Raw genomic sequence first — 20077 nt, 5'->3', positions numbered from 1 at the left:
GGCGGCGGAAGACATCGCTGCGTCGCTCAATCCAGCGTGATGCCGGCCAGGCGGCGCAGCGCCTCGGCGTACTTGGCCTCGGTCCTGGCGATCACGTCGGCGGGAACGCGCGGGCCAGGTGCCGTCTTGTTCCAGTCCAGCGTCTCCAGGTAATCGCGCACGAACTGTTTGTCGTAGCTCGGTGGGCTGATGCCTACCCGGTACTCGTCGGCCGGCCAGTAGCGCGAGGAATCCGGCGTGAGCATCTCGTCCATCACGTACAGCTTGCCGTGCTCGTCGGTGCCGAACTCCAGCTTGGTGTCGGCGAGGATGATGCCGCGCTCGGCAGCATAGGCGGCGGCCCACTTGTAGATGGTCAGCGTGGCTTCGCGCACCTGCTCGGCGAGCTCGGCGCCCACGGCAGCCACCACCGCATCGAAGCTGACGTTCTCGTCGTGGTCGCCCACGGCGGCCTTGGTGGACGGCGTAAAGATCGGCTCCGGCAGCTGCTGCGCCTGCTGCAGGCCCGCCGGCAACGCGATGCCGCACACCGCGCCGGTGGCCCGGTAATCCTTCCAGCCCGAGCCGATCAGATAGCCGCGGGCGATCGCCTCGACCGGCACCGGCTTGAGCCGGCGCGTCACCACCGCGCGCTTCTCGTACAGCGCGAGGTCCGTGCCGGCTGGCAGCACCTCGCTTAGCGGCGTGTGCAGCAAGTGGTTGGGCACCAGGTGTTCGGTCTTGGCGAACCAGAAGTTGGAGATCTGCGTGAGCATCTCGCCCTTGCCGGGAATCGGATCGGGCAGCACCACGTCGAACGCGGACAAGCGGTCGGTGGCGACGATCAGCAGGCGGTTGCCGGGCAGCGCGTAGACGTCACGCACCTTGCCGCGATGGATCAGCTCCAGGCCGGGCAGGTCGGATTGCAGCAAAGTGGTGGGCACGGCGGGCTCCTGGGACGGTCTGGGCGGGGCGAGCCGTCTATTGTAGCGGTGGCCCGGCCGGGATGGCCCGAAGGGCCTGCTAGAATCGCTCCCCTTTGACCCCCACGTGTTGCCGATGCGAATCGTGACGATTGCGGCGCTCGCCCTGGCCGCCAGTTTCTGTGCCCATGCCGCCGCGCCTGCGAAGCCTGCCCGGCTCGGCTTGTGCGCGGCCTGTCACGGCGAGAACGGCATCGCGCAGATTCCCGGCGCGCCGCATCTGGCCGGCCAGAAGGCCGACTACCTGCGCGAAGCGTTGCGCCAGTACCGCGACGGCCGGCGCAAGGCGCCGATCATGCAGGCGGCGATCGGCCCGGTGAGCGAGGCGGATCTGGACGAACTGGCCCGCTGGTACAGCGCGCAGCCACCGGCCAAGGCGCAGCCATGAACATCTCCTGGACCCTGCTGCTGGCCTTCGTCGGCCTGTTCCTGGGGCACGGCCTGCCGGGCCTGGTGGTGGGCGGCGTGATCGGCTTCGTGATCGACAGCATGCGCCAGCAGGGCCGCCAGCGTGCGCCCGAGGCCGGCGGCTACATCGGGCCGCTGTTCGCGCTGCTCGGCGCGGTGGCCAAGTCGGATGGACGCGTGTCGGAGGCGGAAATCGCCATCGCCGAGCGCGTGATGTCGCGCATGGGCCTGGATGCCGAACAGCGCAAGCAAGCTATCGGCGCGTTCAATGCCGGCAAGCAGCCCGAATTCGACGTGACGCCCGCCATCGACGGCCTGCGCCAGTGGGTGGGCATGCGCCGCGATCATGCGTTCCCCGTGCTGGATGTGGTGATCGAGACCGTGCTCGCCGAGGGCAACCCGCCGCCGGAGAAAATGGCCATCCTGCGCCAGCTTGCATTCGCGTTGCGTGTCAGCGACATGGAATTGATGGCGCTGATGGCGATGAAGGGCTATGCCTGGAACGCCGGCGCCGGCTATCGCGGCCGTGGCGCGGGCAATGGCGGCTATGTGCCGCCCCAGCGCAATACCAACGGTCCGGATCCTTATACAGTGCTCGGCATCGAGCGCAGCGTCGACGATCGCGCGGTGAAGCGCGCTTATCGCAAGCTGATTTCCGAACACCACCCCGACCGTCTCGGCGATCTGCCGGAGGACATGCGCAAGCGGGCGGAAGCGCGGGCCAGCGAGATCAATGCGGCGTACGAGCGGATCAAGGCCGAACGCGGGTTCAAGTGAGAGCCGGAGGCGGGCGCTTCCGTTCTACCCGCCATCGCCGGGCGTTGCCGCATCGACAGGCTGCAAGCAGGCCGGATGCTAGGCTTTTCCTATTCCCGATTCTCCATTCCCGATTCCCGGTTCCCATGAAACAGCCCAACGTCATCGCTCCCTCGATCCTCTCCGCCGACTTCGCCCGCCTGGGCGAGGACACCGCCAAGGCGCTGGCCGCCGGCGCGGATTGGGTGCATTTCGACGTGATGGACAACCATTACGTGCCCAACCTGACCATCGGGCCGATGGTGCTCAAGTCCTTGCGCGATTACGGCGTCACCGCGCCGATTGACGTGCATCTGATGGTCAAGCCGGTGGACCGCATCGTGCCGGACTTCGCCAAGGCCGGCGCCAGCCTGATCAGCTTCCACCCGGAAGCCAGCGAACACGTCGATCGCACCATCGGGCTCATCAAGGAAGCGGGTTGCCAGGCCGGCCTGGTGTTCAATCCCGCCACGCCGTTGAACTGGCTCGATCATGTGCTCGACAAGCTCGACCTGGTGCTGATCATGTCGGTCAATCCCGGTTTCGGCGGGCAGAAGTTCATCCCGCACGCGCTGGAGAAACTGCGCGAGGTGCGCCGGCGCATCGACGAGAGCGGCCGCGCCATCCGTCTGGAAATCGACGGCGGCGTCACCGCGGACAACATCGGCGAGATCGGCGCGGCCGGCGCGGACACCTTCGTGGCGGGCTCGGCCATCTTCAACGCACCGGACTACCGCGCCGTGATCGACGCGATGCGGACCCGGCTGGGCTGAGCGCGAGGCGGCGCGGAGGCTTCCGCGCAATAAAAATCCCGGCGCGGGGAAGCGCCGGGATAAGACGTCGGAACGACGTTCAGAGGAGACCACACTGGCCGGCACCCCGCGCTCCTGCGCAATCCACGGCAATGGAGACGGCGCCGACCGCAAGTTCTGACCGGCCTGTTTCGGAAAGGTTCCCGAGTTATTGCGCCCAGATCTGGCGAGGCGCAACATGCCGCACGAACTTACGTGGACCTGAGGGAGCGGGTGATGCGCAAGATCGTCGCGATACTCCTGCTGTTCGGCTTCGGCGCCCTCGGCGGTCCGGCTACCGCGGAAGACAGCGGGCCGGTGTTCTGTCCCGGCGGACTGGAGCGTTTCCTGCCCGGGCAATACTACTTTTGCGAAAGCGTGCGCAGCGCGCAGGGCGGCGATTTCAAGCGTGCCCTTTGGCAAGCCCGACTGGCGGCGGAGTGGGGGCAGAAGGCCGCGCAATATGCGCTGGGCGTGGCCTATTTCAACGGCGACATCGCGCCGGTGGACCGCCCGCTGGGCTTGACCTGGCTGCGTCTGGCCGCGGAGCGTCATGACCCCACTTATGAGGCGGTGTTCGTCTCCGCCTACCAGAAGGCCACGCCGCAGGAACGCAGCACGTCGACGCAGCTATGGGAGCGCATGCGTGGCACGTATGCGGATGACGTGGCGGCGAAGCGGGCCTATCGCCGGTTCACGCGCGAGATGCGGTCGCTGCAGCACCTGGCGGCGTTCGGCGGCTCCATCTATATCGACGGCATGGCCGGCATGGCGATCGGCAACCAGTACGTCGGCGGCAGCGCGCAGACGGCGACCAACATGCTGCAGAACGCCGCCATGAAGAATCTCGGCGACTGGCGCGGCACGGTGACCGTCGGAAAAGAGAGCCCTGGCGATGCGCCGGTGGTGCCCGCGGCCGCCGCCGGCGAAAAGCACTGAGCAAAAAAACACCCCGCCAGGGGCGGGGTCGCAAGTGGGGCGTCCTGTCCCCGGCGGCGGTGCAACTCCGTCTGCATCCGCCGCCTTCCACGGTTAGAAGGGGTTCAATGCATGCTCATTACCAGGCCCAGCAGCAGGGCGCCGAGAGCCAGCACCACGCGCAGGGGTTCGAAGCCGCGCAGTTCGGCATTGGGATCGGTGGGTTCGGGCTTGGTCATGACAGCGCAGCCTGGGTGAAGGTGCTGCGTATGAGGCGCCCGCGCCCTGCGCGCCGCGCGGCACGGAACGGGCACGCCCGCGACAGCGTCTGACAAAACGCGGGCAGCACGCCCCCCCGCCTTGCGCGCCGCGAGCCCGCCATGCACGCTGCGCACCATTGTCAGACAGGGAGTGACCCATGGGCCGCCACATCGCCATCGTCGAAGACGAACCGCTCATCCGCGCCAACTACGTCGAGGCGCTCAACCGTTTCGGCTACGACACCCGCGGCTACGGCTCCCGCCAGGATGCCTCCAGCGCGTTTGCCGCGCGGCTGCCCGAACTGGTGATCATCGACATCGGCCTGGGCGATGAGCCGGAGGGCGGTTTCGACCTCTGCCGCGAGCTGCGCGCCAAGTCGGCGACGCTGCCGATCATCTTCCTCACCGCGCGCGATTCGGATTTCGATGTGATCTCCGGCCTGCGCCTGGGTGCCGACGACTATCTCAGCAAGGACACCAGCCTGCATCAGCTAGCGGCGCGTATCGCCGCGCTGTTCCGCCGCATCGAGTCGATGAAGGCGCCGGCTTCCAGCGAAACGGTGATCGAGCACGGTCCGCTGAAGCTCGAATCCGAGCGCATGCGCGTGACCTGGAACGGCGAGGAGATTCCGCTGACCGTCACCGAGTTCTGGATGGTGCACACGCTCGTGCGCTTCCCCGGTCACGTGAAGAACCGGGACCAGCTGATGCGCGAGGCCGAGCTGGTGGTGGACGACGCCACCATCACCTCGCACATCAAGCGCATCCGCAAGAAGTTCATCGCGGTGGCACCGGAGTTCGATGCGATCGAGACGGTGCACGGCGTGGGATATCGTTGGCGTCCCTGAGGGCATGGGGACAATGAATCAGGCATAGGGGTGGCGCGTCCACGCTGCGTGCCGCCACTATGCCGTGCTCCCCGGCTCCCGCTCCCGCTCAACATCCATGACCCTCCGCCGCAAGCTCCTCCTCGTTGCCCTTTGCACGCTGGCCCTGCCCGTGGCCGGCTGGCTGTACGTGCGGCAGATGGAGACGCTGCTGCGCGAAGGACAGGCTCAGGCGCTGGTGGCCTCGGCGCGCGCGGTGGCGCGCAGCCTCGTGGTCACGCATGCGCCGCTGCCGCCGCCGGGGCCGGGCTGGTACGTGCAGGAGGCGGTCAATCCGATCACGGTGGACGGTTACGGCGACGATTGGGCGCCGCTGACGCCGTGGGGCCAGCCGCTGGAGGGGCGCGGCAAACTTCTGCTGGCCAAGGACAAGGACTGGCTCTACCTCTACGTCGACGTGCGCAGCACGCACCGCACGCGCGCCGACGCCAGTGACGCCAACGCGCTGGCCGCCGATCACCTGGTGCTCGGTCTGCGCAAGGGCGCCGAGCAGCGGCGCTATCTGCTGGCCAGCGCCGCGCCGGGACCGGTGACGGCGCTCCCGCTCGATCCGTCCGTGCAGCGTTTCCCTGATCTGATCGTGGCGCAGTGGCAGGAGGACGGCAGCGGCTATCGCGTGGAGCTACGCCTGCCTCGCTCGCTGGGCCTCGATGCGCTGGGTGTCGGCATCTACGACGCGGCCGCGCCGGATGGCGATCCGCAGGCGGTCACGATGCATCCGCTGCTCGGCTATTCGTCCGCGCTGAGCAAAGAGCTCGCCGAACTGGCTCCGGACAACGTGCGCGCGCGCGTACTGTCGCCTCAGGGCTGGCTGCTGGCGCGCAGCGGGCGCCTGGGCAACACCGCGATGCGCGCTGGCGAGCAGCCGGGCTGGTTCGCATCGCTGGTTTACCGCTCGCTGCTGGCTAACGAGCTGGAGGATGCCGAGCCCTGGACGGACGATGCGCCGCGCCTGGACGTGGACGAGGTGAAGGTTGCCGGCGGCGGCGCGCCCACCACGCTATGGCGGCAGGGCGAGGCGCGCGGCAGCGTGGTGCTCGCCGCGGCGGTACCGGTGGAGCAGGGCGACAAGGTGCAGGGTGTGCTGCTGCTGGAACAATCCAGCCGTGCCGTACCGCTGCTGGCCAACCGCGCGCTGCTCGGCCTGCTGGCGACCAGCTTCGGCGTCCTGCTGGTCGCCGGTGCGATCCTGCTGGCCTTCGCTACGCGGCTGAGCTTCCGCCTGTCGCGCCTGCGCGATGCGGCGGAGCGGGCGCAGGCCAACGATGGCCGTCTGGATGGCCAGATGCTGGCGCGCTTCCCGATGACGGAGGCGCAGGATGAGATCGGCGACTTGGCGCGCAGCTTCGAGCGGTTGTTCGAAGTGGTGGGCGGCTACACCGACTACTTGCGCACGCTCGCCTCCAAGCTTTCCCATGAACTGAACACGCCGCTGGCGATCGTGAAGTCCTCGCTGGACAACCTCGAGCACTCGTTGCTCGACAGCAACGCGATGCCGCCGGAAGCGGCGCCCTACCTGGCGCGCGCGCGCGACGGCGTGGCGCGCCTGGGCACGCTGGTGCGCGCGATGAGCGAGGCCAGCCGGATGGAGCGCGCCATCGCCGCCGCCGAGCCGGAGGACGTGGATCTGGCCGAAGTGGTGCGCGGCTGCGCCGAGGCGTACCGGCCATTGGCCGGCACGCGCCGGCTCGACTGCGTGTTGTCGGATGGCCCGCTGCGTCTGCATTGCGCGCCCGAGCTGATCGCGCAGGCGCTGGACAAGCTGTTCGACAACGCGCTGTCGTTCACCCCCGAGCACGGCTGGATGCGGCTCAGCCTGCGCCCGGCCGGCGATGGCGCGGAGATCGAACTGGCCAACCAGGGCGATCCCTTGCCGGCGGCGATGCAGGGCCGCTTGTTCGATTCGCTGGTGAGCCTGCGCGACAAGGCCAGGCCCGGCGACGTGCCGCATCTGGGCCTGGGTCTGTACGTCGTGCGGCTGGTGGCCGAGCGCCACCATGGCGTGGCCTCGGCGCGCAACCTGGAGGACGGCAGCGGCGTCGCGTTCACCCTGCGCCTGCAGGGCATGCCGCGTCAGCGGCTCTAAAGCGTCAGCGCTGCGTCACCTGCCGCACCACCCATCCGCCCGCATCGTGCAGCAGCTGCACCTGCTGCGTGCTCGGCGCGCCGCAGGCATCGCCTTTGCACGGCACCAGCGTCACGTTGAGGTGCTGATCATCGGCGAGCTGGAAGTCCGCCAGTTTCGCGCTGGCCGCGCTCACGGCGTTCTCCAGCGCCGTCCCGACGAATACGCCGCTGCGGAACACATACAGCTGCAGGCTCTCCGGATGGCAAGCGCCATCGAAGCTGGCGGCCGCCTCGGCCACATAGGTGTCGCCCTTGCGCTGCGCGCGGCCGGTGAGGAGGCGCTGGCCGCCGGTCAGCAGAAAGCGGTCTTCGTCGCTGCGCGGTGCGGGCGCCGCGGCCGAGCATTGACCGGCTTCGGCGCGTGCGGATGCCTGCTCGCCTTCCTCATCGCCGGCTCGCCCCAGCGGCTGCAGCGGGCGTGCGATATAGGGCTGGGCCACGGCGGCGGCCGGCGGCGGCGCGGGACGCTGCAGCCACATGGCCAGGCCGACCGCGCCGATCAGCAGCGCGGCGATCGCCCAGCCGCGGCCGCGCGCTGCGGGGCGGCGCAGCAGCCATAGCAGCGTGGCGAGGCCAAGCAGCAGCGCGATCGGCGCCACGGCATGCCACAACAGGCCGAGCACGGCCAGGCCTAAAGCGGCGATCGCCCAGCCCGATACCGGCGGTGGCGAGGAAGGGCGTGCGGGCGGCATCGGGGGCGGCTCGGCATGCATTGCCGTTGTCGCTTCCGGCAGCGGCGGTGGCAAGGGCGAAGCATCCGCGGCGGGCGGCGTCCAGGGGAACCACTGCTGTCCGCCGTCGTGACACCACTGATCGCCGTCCTCGGCGTAGCGGGACAGCGCGGATTCGGGAACCGGGCCGCGGATCTGCCCGCGGCGCAGCAGCCATACCAGCGGCGCCTCGTCGGGTTCGACGCGGGCTTCTACGCCCATCTGCGCCAGCTGAGCGACCTGGACCTGGGCCTCTTCCAGGGTGAGTTCGCGCCGGATCAGCAGCGGCGCACGCTCGAACACCCGCTGGCGGAAGTCGGCGCCCTCCATGCCGAAGGCCTCGGCCATCCGCGCGTGCGCCGTCGCCGGATCCTGGCCTTCGAGCAGGCGGCCGGTGAGCACGAGGCAGTACTGGTCCATAACCATCCCCCAGGCGCAAGACACCATGCGCCGACCCGCCCAAGGTTAGGCGCGACGCCGATGGGCCACAAGCGCGAGCAAGGCGCCTCTTCGGTTCGCCGCGCGGCTGTGCCTACAATGCTCGCCTTTACGTTTTCCGCATGGCTTCCCGGACTCCCCCGACGTGATTTCCCGAGAGCAATTCGACGCGCTGGCCGCCCAGGGGCACACGCGCATCCCGCTGGTGCGCGAGGTGTTTTCCGACCTCGACACGCCGCTGTCGGTGTACCTGAAACTGGCCGATGGCCCGTACACCTTCCTGTTCGAATCGGTCGAGGGCGGAGCCACCTGGGGACGCTATTCGATCATCGGCCTGCCGGCGCGTCGCGTGTACCGCCTGCGCGGCCACGAGCTGGAGGTGGAGGACAGCGGGGAGGTCACCGAGCGCCGCCACCTGGATGACCCGCTGGGCGAGATCGAGCGGCTGCGCCGGCAGTACGACGTGCCGCGCCTGCCGCAGCTGCCCGCCTTCAGCGGCGGACTGGTCGGCTATTTCGGTTTCGAGACCATCGGCTACATCGAGCCGCGCCTGGCCCGCTGGGACCGCGCCGACGAGCTGGGTACCCCGGACGTGCTGCTGATGCTGGCCGAGGAAGTGGCGGTTTTCGACAACCTCAAGGGTCGCCTGTACCTGATCGTGCACGCCGATCCCGCGCAGCCGCACGCCTATGCCGAAGCGCAGCGCCGTCTCGACGCGCTGGTCTATCGGCTGCGCCAGGGCGGTGCCTCGTATCCGCAGCTGACCCAGTCGGTCGCGCTGGACGAGGGCGATTTCAAATCCTCCTTCACCAAGGAGGAATTCGAGGCGATGGTCGAGCGCGCGAAGGAATACATCCGCGCCGGCGACATCTTCCAGGTGGTGCCGTCGCAGCGTCTGAGCGTGGGCTTCAACGCGCGCCCGGTGGACGTATATCGCGCGCTGCGCGCGCTCAACCCGTCGCCGTACATGTACTTCGTCGACCTCGGCGGCACGCAGATCGTGGGCTCCTCGCCGGAGATCCTCGCGCGCCTGAAAGACGGCAAGGTGGTCGTGCGCCCGCTGGCCGGCACGCGCAAGCGCGGCGCCACCGAGGAAGAAGATCGCGCACTGGAGGCCGAACTGCTGGCCGATCCCAAGGAGCGCGCCGAGCACGTGATGCTGATCGACCTCGGTCGCAACGATATCGGCCGCATCAGCGAAACCGGCAGCGTGGAAGTGAGCGAGTCCTTCGTGATCGAGCACTACTCGCACGTGATGCACATCGTCTCGCAGGTCCAGGGCCGGGTGCGCGACGGCGTGAACTACATGGACGTGCTCAAGGCGACCTTCCCCGCCGGCACGCTCAGCGGCGCGCCGAAGATCCGCGCGCTGGAAATCATCCAGGAGCTGGAGCCGTACAAGCGCAACATCTATGCCGGCGCGATCGGCTGGATCGGCTGGTGGGGCGATGCGGATACCGCCATCGCCATCCGCACCGCGGTCATCCAGGACGGCCGCTTGCACGTGCAGGCCGGCGCCGGCATCGTGTACGACTCCGATCCCACCGCCGAGTGGGAAGAGACCATGAACAAGGGGCGCGCGCTGTTCCGCGCGGTGGCACAGGCGGCGAAGGGCCTTTGAACGGCCGCCGCGATCTCGATCGACAGGGATGACAGGGTGAGTCCTTCCATCACGCGCTACGGCATGCTCGCGTTGCCGCTGCTTTACTCGCTGAGCGCGTCCGCGCGCGAACCGGCGGAAACCCGCTGGACCGACGATGCGTACAGTCGCATGAAGGCCATGGCGATGCTGCAATCGCTCAATGCTGATCTGCTGAGCCACCCCAGCGCCACGCTCACGCTGGAGCGCTGGTGCGGTACGCATCACCTGGCGCAGAACGCCAAGGTGGTGGCGCGCGTGGTCAAGGGCGCGGCCAAGCCGCTGCCCGACGGCGCGCGCGAACAACTCGGCATCGGTCCCGACGAGGCCGTGCATTACCGGCAGGTGCAGCTGGTGTGCGGCGGTCTGGTGCTGTCGGAGGCAGACAACTGGTATGTGCCGGCGCGCCTCAGCGCCGAGATGAACCACACGCTGGAAGACAGCGATACGCCGTTCGGCAAGGTGGTGCAGTCGCTGCATTTCCGGCGCGAAACGCTTTCGGCCGAATTGCTGTGGTCGCCTCTGCCGCCGGGCTGGGACGCCGGTGCGCCCGTACCGCCGGGTTCGCGCCAGCCGCTGGAGATCCCCGCGCACGTGCTGCAGCATCGCGCCGTGCTGGTGGCGCAGGACAATCGTCCCTTCAGCCTTGTGGTGGAGAGTTACACGTCCAATGTGCTGGCGATGCCGTCGGCGGTGCTGGAGCCGACGCCGTAGCGTCGACGGCGGGTCGGGCGTGCTTCGCTTGTGGCCCGCGCCGCTTCACTGCTTCGACGCGGCCTGCGGCGTCTGGTCGAGCCGCACCCAGCGCATGCCGTCCACGCGTGCGCACAGCCCGCCGTTCGCGCATGGCGCCAGGTTGCCGCTGGCGATGGCGGCATTGATCTGCCCCGCCCATTGTGCGTTGGCAAGTTCCGTACGGGCGTGCAGCGCCACGTAGGCCGCCACCGCGATCACGGTCAGCGAAGCGAATGCGCTGGCGATGAACATTTTCCAGGCCGTCGCCGTATGGACTCGTCCGGCCGTCTGGATGCGTCGCTCCAGTTCGTCCGTGGCCTGGCGTACGCCCGTCATGGATGCCTGCAGTTGCTGATCCATCTGGTCGAGCGGTTTGCGCAGGCCTTGGTTCAGCGCGGAGCCCGCGGCCTGCCGGAAGTCCTCGATGGCCCGGGCGGAAACCTGGCTTGCAACTTGCGCAGCGCCTTGTGCCGCGCGGCCGATCGCTTCCGCGGCCAGCGTATTCTGCTGCACCACTTTGTCGCCGCGTGTTTCGAAGCTGTCGATGAGCATCGAGAGCTTTACGGCCATGGCCTTGATGTCGTCCTGGGTCATGCTTTTCTCCCTTGGGTCAATGCCGCATCACGGGGCCTTGAGGTTGCTGGGCCTGTGCTGGCTGCTGCGCACGCATGGCCGCTGCCAGCGCCGCTTGCTGTTCCTGTGCCGCCGCCTGCCGATTGGCTTCCTGCCCCTGTGCGAGCAGGGCCTGGCCCTGCGGCGACTGGGCATAGGCCTGAGCGACCTGCTTCGAGGCTGCATCGTCTTTGTTCGCTGCCGCGGCGCACAGCGTCTCGAACATGTCGCTGTTGGAGCTGTGCACGGTGATCGGATGTGCCGGCACGTCCCGCAGCCCTTGCGTCTGGGCGCCGCTGTACACGGACTGGTGCGCGAAGCGGTTGTTCAGCGTTTCGTCGCGCGGCTCGGCGTTGTACGGATCGGCCACTTTGTCCCTGTCGCTGCGCGGCACCAGCAACTCGTTGTAACCGCCAGGCGTGTTCCGGTCGACCTTGCGATCGATGCGGTAGAGCAGCATGCCTTCCTCGGAGCGGTGCACCACGTTCAGCCGCGGGTCGTCCGGTTCGATGCCTTTCTGCAAGAACGGCTTGTCGCTCAGCGCATTGAGGTAGTCGATCATCAGATTGCCGCTGCGTATCCCCAGGCCATCGCGGTGATAGCTGCCACCGATGTCCGAATGTGCGCCGGCCACGGTGACGGCGAGGAAGCGGCCGTCAGGAGAAAGGCCAGGATCCATGATGTGATCGGACTTGAATTTATTGCGTCGCTCGTCTTCGGCGATGATCTGGAAGCCTGAAATGACCGAGGGCGGCGGGCGACGATCGCGGTCTTCTGGGCGGCCGGTGTTGACGGCGTCGAAGAGGGCTTCGACTTGGGGAACTTGGCCCGGAGGGACGATCGGCGGATGGGTATAGGTGACGCTGGCAATCAGGCCATCGCCGCTGCGGGTATAAACGGCGCCGATAGGATCCTGGATGCCGCGTTCATGCACCAGGCGCGCAAATCCTGCGGCTTGCTCAGCGCCTCGACTGAAACCCGTCTCGACGATCCGGATATCAGCCTGGGGGTCGGCCGCCTTCCAGCGCGCTGCCTGCTCGATGAATCGGCGATACATTTCCTCGGTGCGCCTGTCGTAGGTGTAACCCGTGGCGCCATCCCATATGCGAGACGCAAAGTCTCTTTGAGTGCCGGGCCCGGCTAAGTACTCAGAGTGAATTCGGGCATCGCCATTGCGATTGATCGCATCATTGATCCTGAAAACATTGGTCCGATGCTCGGGATCGTTGATGGCATCATTTCCCGTGCCGTCGAACGATGCCACAAACAATCTCGCATGCGGATCGTCTGAACGAATCAGGATAGGGGCGTTGAATGCAGATAACGCGCTCTGAGCTTGCTGATAGGAGCGCATCTGCGCATCCGAAGCTGGGTAGTACGAGACACCGTCTTCCAGAACGCCATCATGTCCGTTCTTATGTTTTTCCTCATTCATCGCATCGTCCTTGATCGACTAATCAGTAGGTGTGAGTCCAGGCCAGGATGATGTCGTTGCGGAAGGCGCTGTACTTGTTGCCGGGTACTTGTTCTTTTTTGGTCGGAATGAACATGGTCATGTACACATTGACCGTTCTATCGTTGACCTCCAGAAAAATATCTGGAGATCCGGCAACAGGGCCGTTGAAAAAGTGCGTCATCTCATCCTTGGGGACGTTATGCCAAACCAGCTCGTCCTTGAAGATTGCCGACAAGTCGATGCTTGCTTCGTGCTTTCGGTCATCCATGGACCTCCATGTCAGGCGTACCGGACCTGGAAAGTTGGGGATGTCGACGTAAGCTCTGCCGAGCCAATCCTGTCTGTAATCGGGGCCTTTGGGGGGCGGGGAGACATAGCTGTCCGGCTCGCTCTCGGCAGCGATTGGTGAGAAATTGTGGTCGTCGTAGATGACATGACAGCCAATGGCGTTGTAGCAGAACGCCTGAAAATTGTGCCGCTTGAAGCGAAGCGGAACCTCTTTGGTTGGTGCAGGCGGATCGATCTTCTCAACGCTGCTGGCTGTCATGGAAAAACATCCTGTAGAAAGCGAAAACATCATGCACAGGGAAATCGCTATGCGGCGTGGTGCCGGTAGTGTGGGCATTACAAAGTCCTTGGCCTGCTTGATCAATCTTTGCCGGACGTCCGTTTGGTTTCCTAGCAACTAGTAACTCCGACGCCAAACCAAAAACACATCCTTCCGGAAGTCGCTGTCTTTGTTACCCGGAACCTGCTCCTCCCTGGTCGGAATGAACATCGCCATATAGACATTGATGGTGTGGTCGTCGACTTCCAGATAGATGTCCGGCGTGCCCGCGACGGGGCCCTTGTAGAAGTCGGTCATCTGGTCCTTGCGAAGGCGGTGCCAGACAAGCTCATCCTTGAAGATCTGGCGCATGTCGATCCGCGCGTTGTGGGATTGGCCATCCAGGGACCGCCAGTGAATCTCTGCGGGTGCGGGGAAGTTGCGGATATCGAGTTCCACCGATCCCCAGGTCTTGCGGTAGTCGCCGGCGGGCTTCGGGTTGGGGGCATCGCCGGGCAACTGGCGGACCTGATTCCGCCCGTTGTAGGCCACGCTGCAATCGAGCGTGTCGTAGCAGAGCGCCTGGAACGCATGCCGCTTGAAACGCAGCGGCGTGTTCAGGGTTTCCTTGGGGGGCTCGATCTCGCCCGCGGGGCCATCCGGCTCAGCCTGAATCTTCGTGCAGGCAAAGAGCGCCACGAAGCACAGCGTCGCGCCGAGCCGACGCAGGACACAGCCCCTGCCAAAGCGTTGATTCCCGTGTTGCATGTCCCATCCTGTGCGACGTTCGACTCACTGTCCTTGCCGGCCATCTTACTTAGCCGCCGCGTTCGGCGGGGCCAGCGTCTCGGGAGGTAGGGTGCACGCGGCGTGATCCCCGTCGCAAGCGGGCGACGGGGAAGGCAGCGGAGGGAATGATCGGAAATGCCCGTCCGGCTAGTCGCCGGCCGGATGTCAGGGCTGGAGGTATGGCCTGGCGATATCGAGCGCCGTCTTGTACGGCTCAGGGTCGTTACGGTTGCTCAGCAGGATGACCGTGACGCGTTGCTTCGGCCAGCGCACGATCACGTTGCGGAACCCGATGCTCTCACCCGAATGCCACAGCACGTCGCCGTGGATGCGCCAGCCGTAGCCGTACGCATCCACATCGTCTTCTCCCGTCACCTTGTTCTGCGCCGCGAAGGCCAGTCTGCGCGAGGCGTCCTTGAGCAGGCGGCCGTCGTACAACGCGGCATCCCAGCGAGCCAGATCGTCGATCGACGCATAGATGCCGCCATCGCCGCGCGTGGCGCTGGTCAGGTCCTGGTCGGTGCGCACCCAGGCGCCGTTCTGCTCGCTGTAGCCATAGGCGCGGTTCGGCGGCTGCGGGCCCGAGGGCTCACGCAACAGGGTGTGCTCCATGTGCAGCGGCTGGAAGATGCGTTTGCGCAGGAAGTCGGGCAGGCGCTGGCCGGAGGCGCGTTCCACGATCAGCCCCAGCAGCACGTAACCGCTGTTGCTGTAGCGATAGGCGGTGCCCGGCGCGAAATAGCTGCGTGTCTCGGTGGAGAGCATGCGCAGCACGTCCTGGTCGTCGAGCTGCCGGGTGGTGCCGGGCGGGATCAGGTCTTCGTAGTCGATCAAACCCGAGCTGTGCGACAGCAGATGGTGGATGGTGATTGCCTGGTCAGTGGCTGGCAGCGAAGGCAGCCAGCGGCGCACCGGGTCGCTGAGCTTCAGCTTGCCGTCCTCGGCCAGCAGCAGGATCGCGGCAGCGGTGAACTGCTTGCTGACGGAGGCGAGGCGGTAATCGGTGGCGGGCGTGGCGGCGATGCCCCCTTCGAGGTCGGCGTAACCGTAAGCCTTGCGCAGCACCGGCTTGCCGTCCTTGAGCACCAGCAGCGACGCGCCGGGTACCTTGCCGGCGTAGCGGCTCATTAACGTGTCGGCATCGTCAGCGCGCGCTCCGGGCGTCAGGGCGGCGAGCAAGGTGGCGAACAGGACGGCGATAGAACGCATGGCGGAGCCTCGCTCAGCGGATCGGCAGGTCGTAGTAGGTATCGGGCGCGGGTTCCGGCTCGAGGGTGTAATGCCACCACTCAAACGGATAGTTGCGGAAGCCGCCGCGCTTCATCGCCTCGCGCAACAGCTCGCGGTTGGCGCGTTGCATGGACGTCACCGCCGCGGAGTCCGTATTGGCCGATGGATCGAAGTAATCGAAGGGCGTGCCCATGTCGAGCGGCGCGCAGTGTTCGCCGCGGTTATCGCATTGCATGAGGGTGAGGTCGGTAGTTGCGCCGCGGCTGTGGCCGGAACGTGGAGCGATGTAATCGCCGAGCAGCACGCGCTTGTCCAGGTTCGGGTAATGCGCGGCCTTGGTGTGTTGATCGGCGAGGTCGCCACCCCAGCGCACGAAGTGCCGCACGGCGCGCGCGGGTCGGTAGCAGTCCCACAGGAGCAGGCGCTGATGACGTTCCCGCAGTTCACGTTCCACTTTCACCAGGGCGTCGGCGGCGGGGCGAAGCAGATAGCACTTGGGCGCATCGTAACCGTCGACGGGCGCGCCGACGAAGTTGTCGTTGCCGGCGTATTTGATGTCCTCGGCGATATCGGGCGCCAGCGTGCGGACATCTACCAGTCCCGCCTGTTCCAGCGTGCCGGAGGCGACCGGCGGTTTTGTCGTGAGCGACGCGCAGCCGCACAGCAGCGCGGCGGTCAGCAGAACCACTCGGCGCGGCCAGTCAGTCGCAATCGCGCACGCGCTTGAAAGCGAGATCTTCGAAGTCGTAGCTGAAATCGGCATCGGGATCGACCTTGCTCATATGCAGATTGCCGAGCTTGCTGGTGGGCGCATGCAGCCACGCTTCGGCGTCGCCATGTTCCCACTGCACGAGATATGCCGCGCCCACGCGCATCACCGGTCCGCGCAGGCGGGGTGACTTGGCGGCCTCGAAGGTCACGCCGTCGCCGCGCGGGCACAGGTGGATGTCGCCGAACCATGGATCGCGCCATATGCCGAGCATTCCGGCCAGTTCCTTGCGCGTGGCGGATCGGCGTGTGGAGGTATCCGGTACGCGCGAGGCATGCCGCTGCGCTTCCTTGGCGGCAAGTTCGTCCGCATAGCTGGCTACGCTGCGCGCGCGCTCCGGTGCGGTGAACTGCTTGAGCAGTACTTCGATCAGCACGCTGCGCGCATCTTCGGCATCGCCATTGATCAGCACCACGAAGCCGCTGCGGCGGTCCGGCAGCAGATAGAGCGCCGAATACATGCCCGACAGCGTGCCCGTGTGCGAGACGGTGAGCGCGCCATCCACGTCGGCGATGCGCCAGCCATAGCCGTAGGCGTACAGGCGGGTGCCGTCCCAGGCGCGGCGCTGCGCGGAAATCGGCATCGGGGTGTATGGCGTCCACAGGCGGTCGCGCTGCGCCTGCGGCAGCCAGGCCAGTTGCGCGGGCGTCGGCGTCAGCCATTGGCGAGCCCAGACGAGCATGTCGTCGATACTGCACTGCACGCCGCCGGCCGCTTCCATGGTGGTGGGATGCACGACAGGGTCGGCCGGCGGCAGCACCGCGTAGCCGTCGCCTCGCCGCTCATGCGGCAGGGCGACTGGAGCCAAGGCGTCGCGTCGCCACTCGCCTACCTGGCAGCGCGACAGGCCAAGCGGCTGGAACACTTCGCGCCGCAGCAAGGTTTCATAAGGCGCGCCGCCGGCCGCGGCGGCGACCTCGCCGGCCACGACGTAAAGCAGGTTGTCGTAGGCGTAGCTGGCGCGAAAGCTGTAGCGCGGCTTGAGGTAGGCCAGCGCGGCAACGATGTCCCCGCGGGTGAAGCGGTTCGGTTCCGGCCACAGCATCAGGTCGCCCGCGCCTTCGCCCAGCCCGCTGCGATGGGTGAGCAGGTCGCCGACCTGCATCTGTTCGGTGACCCAGGGGTCATACATGCGGAAAGCGGGGAGCCAGCGCTTCACCGGGTCGTCCCAGCGCAGCTTGCCTTGCTGCACCAGGCGGGCGAGCAGGGTGGCGGTCATGGCCTTGCTGTTGGAGGCGATCTTGAACAGCGCGTCCGGCGTCACCGGCTGACCCGAGCCCAGCGCCAGCTCGCCTGTCGTGCGGCGATAGACGATGTTGCCGTTCTCGATCACGCCCACCGCGATGCCGGGCAGGCGGTAACGCGCCACCACCGCGTCGATCAACGGATCGAAGCGTTGCTGGGGCGTCTGCGCACCTGCCGCGCCGGCGGCCAGGGCGCAGGCACAGGCGAAAGCCTTAGCGAGCCTTCGCATCGGCCGCCTGCTCCACCGCCTGCCACACGCGCAGCAGGTTGCCGCCCCATAGCTTGGCGATGTCCGCATCGCTGAAGCCGGCGTGGCGCAGCGCGGCAGTGACGTTGCGGGTCTGGCTGGCGTCGCGCCAGCCCTCGATGCCGCCGCCGCCGTCGAAGTCCGAGGCGATGCCGACGTGATCGATGCCGGCCACATCGACCATATGGCGGATCTGCGCCACATAGTCGTCCAAGGTGGGCAGGGGGAAGGCCACGTCGATGCGCTTCATGCCATCCACGTAGGCCGACAGGAAGTCGTGCTTTTCGCTGTCGTACTGTTTGTCCCCGGCCTGCCTGGCGACCTTTGCCTGCAAGGCCTTCTCGGCCAGTTCGCGGCCGGGGTCGAGTTTTAGGAAGCCCTTGTAGGCGACCGCCTGCACTACGCCACCCTTGGCGGCGATCGCGCGCAGCAGGTCGTCGGGCAGGTTGCGAGGATGGTTCACCAGCGCGTGCGCGCCGGAGTGCGAGGCGATGATCGGTGCCTTGGATGTCTGCAACACGTCGCGCACGCAGGCATCGGAGCTATGCGAGACATCGACCATGATCCCCAGCCGGTTCGCCCGCTCCACCACGCTGCGTCCGAACGCGCTCAGTCCGGCGTCGCTGAGCGGCGGATCGCCCAGTTCCGCGGTGGGCATGGAGCTGGTGCACAGGTCGTTGTGGCCTACATGGGTCAGGCCGATGTAGCGCGCGCCCTGGGCGAACGCCCAGTCCAGGTTCTTCAGGTCGTGGCCGAGCGAATAGCCGTTCTCGATGCCGATCATGGCCGACAGTACGCCGGCCTTGCGGTTGGCCAGCACCTGCTCGGGCGTGGTGGCGAGGCGGATGCGCGAAGGATAGCGCTGCACCAGCAGGTGGATGTCCTCGTACTTGCGCTTCGCCTGTGCCACCGCCTTGGCGTAGCCTTTCGCGTCGAGCGGCCCTTGTTCCACGTAGATCACGAAGAAGGCGCCGTGGAGTCCGCCGCGTTCCATCTTGCCCAGGTCCACCTGCAGCGGCGTGTCCTTGCCGGCGTCGAAGCGCGGCTCGCGCATGTAGTTCAGCGGAATATCGACATGGGTGTCGATGGTGACGGGGGGATCCTGCGCCGCCGCCACGCCGGTTGCCAGGATCAGTAACGGCGCGAGCGCGCCGAGCGGACGCCATGCCTTCATGCGGTTTCCCAGTGCGTGGCCGGCTGCTCGCCGGCGACCATATCTTCGAAACTCTGCCTGCGCCGCACTATGGCATGCCGGCCGCGATCGAGCAGCACCTCGGCGGCCAGGGGGCGCGAGTTGTAGGTGGAGGCCATCGAGGCGCCGTAGGCGCCGGTAGCGCGGATCATCACCAGGTCGCCGGCTTGCAGCGCCGGCAGTTCGCGTTCCACCGCGAAGGTGTCGCCGGTTTCGCAGACCGGTCCGACCACGTCATAGCGGCGGCGTGGACGGGACTCGTCGACCAGCGGCACGATGTCGTGCCAGGCATCGTAGAGGCTCGGGCGGAGCAGGTCGTTCATTGCCGCATCCAGCACCAGGAAGTCGCGTCGTTCGCCACGCTTGACGCGAATGACACGGGTCACCAGCACGCCGGCCTCGGCGACCAGGTAACGCCCGGGTTCGAGCAGGATGCGCCCGCGAAATCCGGCAAGCGCCTCGCGGATCGCCGCCGCGTAGTCCGCCGGAGCCACGGGCACGTCGCCCTCGCGATAGCGCACGCCCAGGCCGCCGCCGACATCGATGCTGGCGATGGCATGGCCGGCATCCTCCAGCTCACGCCAGAACGCAGCCACGCGGTGCAGCGCCTGCCGGATCGGTTCGACGCTGAGAATCTGCGAGCCGATATGCACATGCAGCCCGTCGAGACGCACGTTTGGCCAGCGCGTGGCGTCGGCGAACCAGCGGCGCGCCTGTGCGATGCTCACGCCGAACTTGTTCTCCGCCTTGCCGGTGGAGATCTTGGCGTGGGTCTGCGCATCCACGTCGGGATTGATGCGTACCGCGGCCTGAGCGGTGACGCCCCGCTTCGCGGCGAGCGCCTGCAACAGGTCGAGCTCGTCCGCGGATTCGAGATTGAAGCGCTGGATGCCCGCCGCGAGCGCCTCGGCGATTTCCGGCGCGGTCTTGCCCACGCCCGAGAACACGATGCGCCGGGCCGGAATGCCGGCATGCAGGGCGCGCCACAGCTCCCCGGACGAGACGATGTCGGCTCCGACGCCTGCTTCGGCCATCAGCTGGAGGATGGCGAGATTGCTGTTCGCCTTCACCGCGTAGCAGAGCAGGGCATCCAGTCCTTGCATGGCCTGCTGCAGGCCCGCGATGCGCGCGCGGATCGCGCTGGCGGCATAGGCGTGGAATGGCGTGGGAATGCGCTCGGCGAGGCGGCGTAGATCGACGCCATCGAACGTCGCGTCGGGATGCGGTGCGCCGGTGGTGGGCGGCGTAGCTATGTGCGGCATGGGGAAGAGGCGCCAGATAAAAAAAGGCGGCCCGAAATAACGCGGGCCGCCTTGGGGA

At 67.0% G+C, this 20077-nt stretch carries 19 protein-coding genes; 8 read left to right on the top strand and 11 right to left on the bottom strand.

Features of this window, described 5'->3' with window-relative positions; translation table 11 throughout:
- Nucleotides 1-26: 26 nt before the first annotated feature.
- Nucleotides 27-923, bottom strand: a complete 897-nt coding sequence (locus ACNR9O_RS17930) for a phosphoribosylaminoimidazolesuccinocarboxamide synthase (RefSeq protein WP_473686318.1) — start codon at nt 921-923, stop codon at nt 27-29.
- A gap of 115 nt (nt 924-1038) precedes the next feature.
- Here ACNR9O_RS17930 and ACNR9O_RS17925 point away from each other — a divergent pair, with 115 nt between their 5' ends.
- From ACNR9O_RS17925 to ACNR9O_RS17900, 6 genes are all read left to right on the top strand, one after another.
- Entirely contained in the window at nt 1039-1350 is a 312-nt protein-coding gene (locus tag ACNR9O_RS17925) for a c-type cytochrome (RefSeq protein ID WP_473686320.1), read from the top strand.
- Nucleotides 1347-2147, top strand: coding sequence for a co-chaperone DjlA (gene djlA / locus ACNR9O_RS17920; RefSeq protein ID WP_473686322.1), 801 nt, complete (start codon nt 1347-1349; stop codon nt 2145-2147). Before ACNR9O_RS17925 ends, djlA begins: the two co-directional genes overlap by 4 nt.
- Nucleotides 2148-2272: 125 nt before the next feature.
- The gene (rpe, locus tag ACNR9O_RS17915; protein WP_473686324.1) at nt 2273-2938 is read left to right on the top strand and encodes a ribulose-phosphate 3-epimerase; all 666 of its coding nucleotides are present in this window, start codon (nt 2273-2275) and stop codon (nt 2936-2938) included.
- 255 nt (nt 2939-3193) lie between these two features.
- On the top strand, nt 3194-3895 hold the full coding sequence (locus ACNR9O_RS17910; RefSeq protein ID WP_473686326.1) for a hypothetical protein: 702 nt from the start codon (nt 3194-3196) through the stop codon (nt 3893-3895).
- Nucleotides 3896-4292: 397 nt separating this feature from the next.
- Nucleotides 4293-4982 carry a proteobacterial dedicated sortase system response regulator gene (pdsR, locus tag ACNR9O_RS17905; RefSeq protein WP_473686328.1) on the top strand — a complete coding sequence of 230 codons (690 nt, stop codon included), beginning with the start codon at nt 4293-4295 and terminating at the stop codon, nt 4980-4982.
- Between the two features lie 97 nt (nt 4983-5079).
- Nucleotides 5080-7107 (top strand): ATP-binding protein, encoded by a 2028-nt coding sequence (locus tag ACNR9O_RS17900; protein WP_473686330.1) that lies wholly within the window; start codon nt 5080-5082, stop codon nt 7105-7107.
- A 4-nt stretch (nt 7108-7111) separates the two neighbouring features.
- On the opposite strand, the gene ACNR9O_RS17895 is transcribed toward ACNR9O_RS17900, so the two are convergent.
- The gene (locus ACNR9O_RS17895; RefSeq protein ID WP_473686332.1) at nt 7112-8278 is read right to left on the bottom strand and encodes a hypothetical protein; all 1167 of its coding nucleotides are present in this window, start codon (nt 8276-8278) and stop codon (nt 7112-7114) included.
- A gap of 163 nt (nt 8279-8441) precedes the next feature.
- Between ACNR9O_RS17895 and trpE the strand changes: the two genes are divergently transcribed.
- On the top strand, nt 8442-9917 hold the full coding sequence (gene trpE, locus ACNR9O_RS17890; protein ID WP_473686334.1) for an anthranilate synthase component I: 1476 nt from the start codon (nt 8442-8444) through the stop codon (nt 9915-9917).
- A 36-nt stretch (nt 9918-9953) separates the two neighbouring features.
- Nucleotides 9954-10649, top strand: a complete 696-nt coding sequence (locus tag ACNR9O_RS17885) for a hypothetical protein (RefSeq protein WP_473686336.1) — start codon at nt 9954-9956, stop codon at nt 10647-10649.
- Nucleotides 10650-10694: 45 nt separating this feature from the next.
- Here ACNR9O_RS17885 and ACNR9O_RS17880 read toward each other — a convergent pair whose 3' ends face one another.
- The 9 genes from ACNR9O_RS17880 to lysA form a co-directional block, all read right to left on the bottom strand.
- On the bottom strand, nt 10695-11264 hold the full coding sequence (locus ACNR9O_RS17880) for a hypothetical protein (protein WP_473686338.1): 570 nt from the start codon (nt 11262-11264) through the stop codon (nt 10695-10697).
- 16 nt (nt 11265-11280) lie between these two features.
- Nucleotides 11281-12717, bottom strand: coding sequence for a T6SS phospholipase effector Tle1-like catalytic domain-containing protein (locus tag ACNR9O_RS17875; RefSeq protein WP_473686340.1), 1437 nt, complete (start codon nt 12715-12717; stop codon nt 11281-11283).
- A 22-nt stretch (nt 12718-12739) separates the two neighbouring features.
- Complete coding sequence (locus ACNR9O_RS17870) at nt 12740-13285, bottom strand: hypothetical protein (RefSeq protein WP_473686342.1); 546 nt, start codon at nt 13283-13285, stop codon at nt 12740-12742.
- Between the two features lie 138 nt (nt 13286-13423).
- Nucleotides 13424-14053 (bottom strand): hypothetical protein, encoded by a 630-nt coding sequence (locus ACNR9O_RS17865; protein ID WP_473686344.1) that lies wholly within the window; start codon nt 14051-14053, stop codon nt 13424-13426.
- A 186-nt stretch (nt 14054-14239) separates the two neighbouring features.
- Nucleotides 14240-15283, bottom strand: coding sequence for a serine hydrolase domain-containing protein (locus tag ACNR9O_RS17860; protein WP_473686346.1), 1044 nt, complete (start codon nt 15281-15283; stop codon nt 14240-14242).
- Nucleotides 15284-15296: 13 nt separating this feature from the next.
- Nucleotides 15297-15992: a M15 family metallopeptidase gene (locus ACNR9O_RS17855; protein WP_473686348.1), complete on the bottom strand. Its 696-nt coding sequence runs from the start codon at nt 15990-15992 to the stop codon at nt 15297-15299.
- A gap of 13 nt (nt 15993-16005) precedes the next feature.
- Nucleotides 16006-17547, bottom strand: a complete 1542-nt coding sequence (locus ACNR9O_RS17850; RefSeq protein WP_473686350.1) for a serine hydrolase domain-containing protein — start codon at nt 17545-17547, stop codon at nt 16006-16008.
- A complete protein-coding gene (locus tag ACNR9O_RS17845; protein WP_473686352.1) occupies nt 17531-18739 on the bottom strand; it encodes a dipeptidase in 1209 nt (402 codons plus the stop codon). The genes ACNR9O_RS17850 and ACNR9O_RS17845 overlap by 17 nt, the downstream gene beginning before the upstream one ends.
- Complete coding sequence (gene lysA / locus ACNR9O_RS17840; protein ID WP_473686354.1) at nt 18736-20019, bottom strand: diaminopimelate decarboxylase; 1284 nt, start codon at nt 20017-20019, stop codon at nt 18736-18738. The genes ACNR9O_RS17845 and lysA overlap by 4 nt, the downstream gene beginning before the upstream one ends.
- Nucleotides 20020-20077: the final 58 nt, after the last annotated feature.

Source organism: Dyella sp. CR10 (assembly GCF_055814425.1).
This window is presented reverse-complemented; position numbering and strand designations above follow the sequence as displayed.

Excerpts from the sequence above, each read along its gene's own strand:
- ACNR9O_RS17925 (WP_473686320.1), top strand. The coding sequence starts at position 1,039 with ATGCGAATCGTGACGATTGCGGCGCTCGCCCTGGCCGCCAGTTTCTGT.
- djlA (WP_473686322.1), top strand. The coding sequence starts at position 1,347 with ATGAACATCTCCTGGACCCTGCTGCTGGCCTTCGTCGGCCTGTTCCTG.
- rpe (WP_473686324.1), top strand. The coding sequence starts at position 2,273 with ATGAAACAGCCCAACGTCATCGCTCCCTCGATCCTCTCCGCCGACTTC.
- ACNR9O_RS17910 (WP_473686326.1), top strand. The coding sequence starts at position 3,194 with ATGCGCAAGATCGTCGCGATACTCCTGCTGTTCGGCTTCGGCGCCCTC.
- pdsR (WP_473686328.1), top strand. The coding sequence starts at position 4,293 with ATGGGCCGCCACATCGCCATCGTCGAAGACGAACCGCTCATCCGCGCC.
- ACNR9O_RS17900 (WP_473686330.1), top strand. The coding sequence starts at position 5,080 with ATGACCCTCCGCCGCAAGCTCCTCCTCGTTGCCCTTTGCACGCTGGCC.
- ACNR9O_RS17895 (WP_473686332.1), bottom strand. The coding sequence starts at position 8,278 with ATGGACCAGTACTGCCTCGTGCTCACCGGCCGCCTGCTCGAAGGCCAG.
- ACNR9O_RS17880 (WP_473686338.1), bottom strand. The coding sequence starts at position 11,264 with ATGACCCAGGACGACATCAAGGCCATGGCCGTAAAGCTCTCGATGCTC.
- ACNR9O_RS17875 (WP_473686340.1), bottom strand. The coding sequence starts at position 12,717 with ATGAATGAGGAAAAACATAAGAACGGACATGATGGCGTTCTGGAAGAC.
- ACNR9O_RS17870 (WP_473686342.1), bottom strand. The coding sequence starts at position 13,285 with ATGACAGCCAGCAGCGTTGAGAAGATCGATCCGCCTGCACCAACCAAA.
- ACNR9O_RS17865 (WP_473686344.1), bottom strand. The coding sequence starts at position 14,053 with ATGCAACACGGGAATCAACGCTTTGGCAGGGGCTGTGTCCTGCGTCGG.
- ACNR9O_RS17860 (WP_473686346.1), bottom strand. The coding sequence starts at position 15,283 with ATGCGTTCTATCGCCGTCCTGTTCGCCACCTTGCTCGCCGCCCTGACG.
- ACNR9O_RS17850 (WP_473686350.1), bottom strand. The coding sequence starts at position 17,547 with ATGCGAAGGCTCGCTAAGGCTTTCGCCTGTGCCTGCGCCCTGGCCGCC.
- ACNR9O_RS17845 (WP_473686352.1), bottom strand. The coding sequence starts at position 18,739 with ATGAAGGCATGGCGTCCGCTCGGCGCGCTCGCGCCGTTACTGATCCTG.
- lysA (WP_473686354.1), bottom strand. The coding sequence starts at position 20,019 with ATGCCGCACATAGCTACGCCGCCCACCACCGGCGCACCGCATCCCGAC.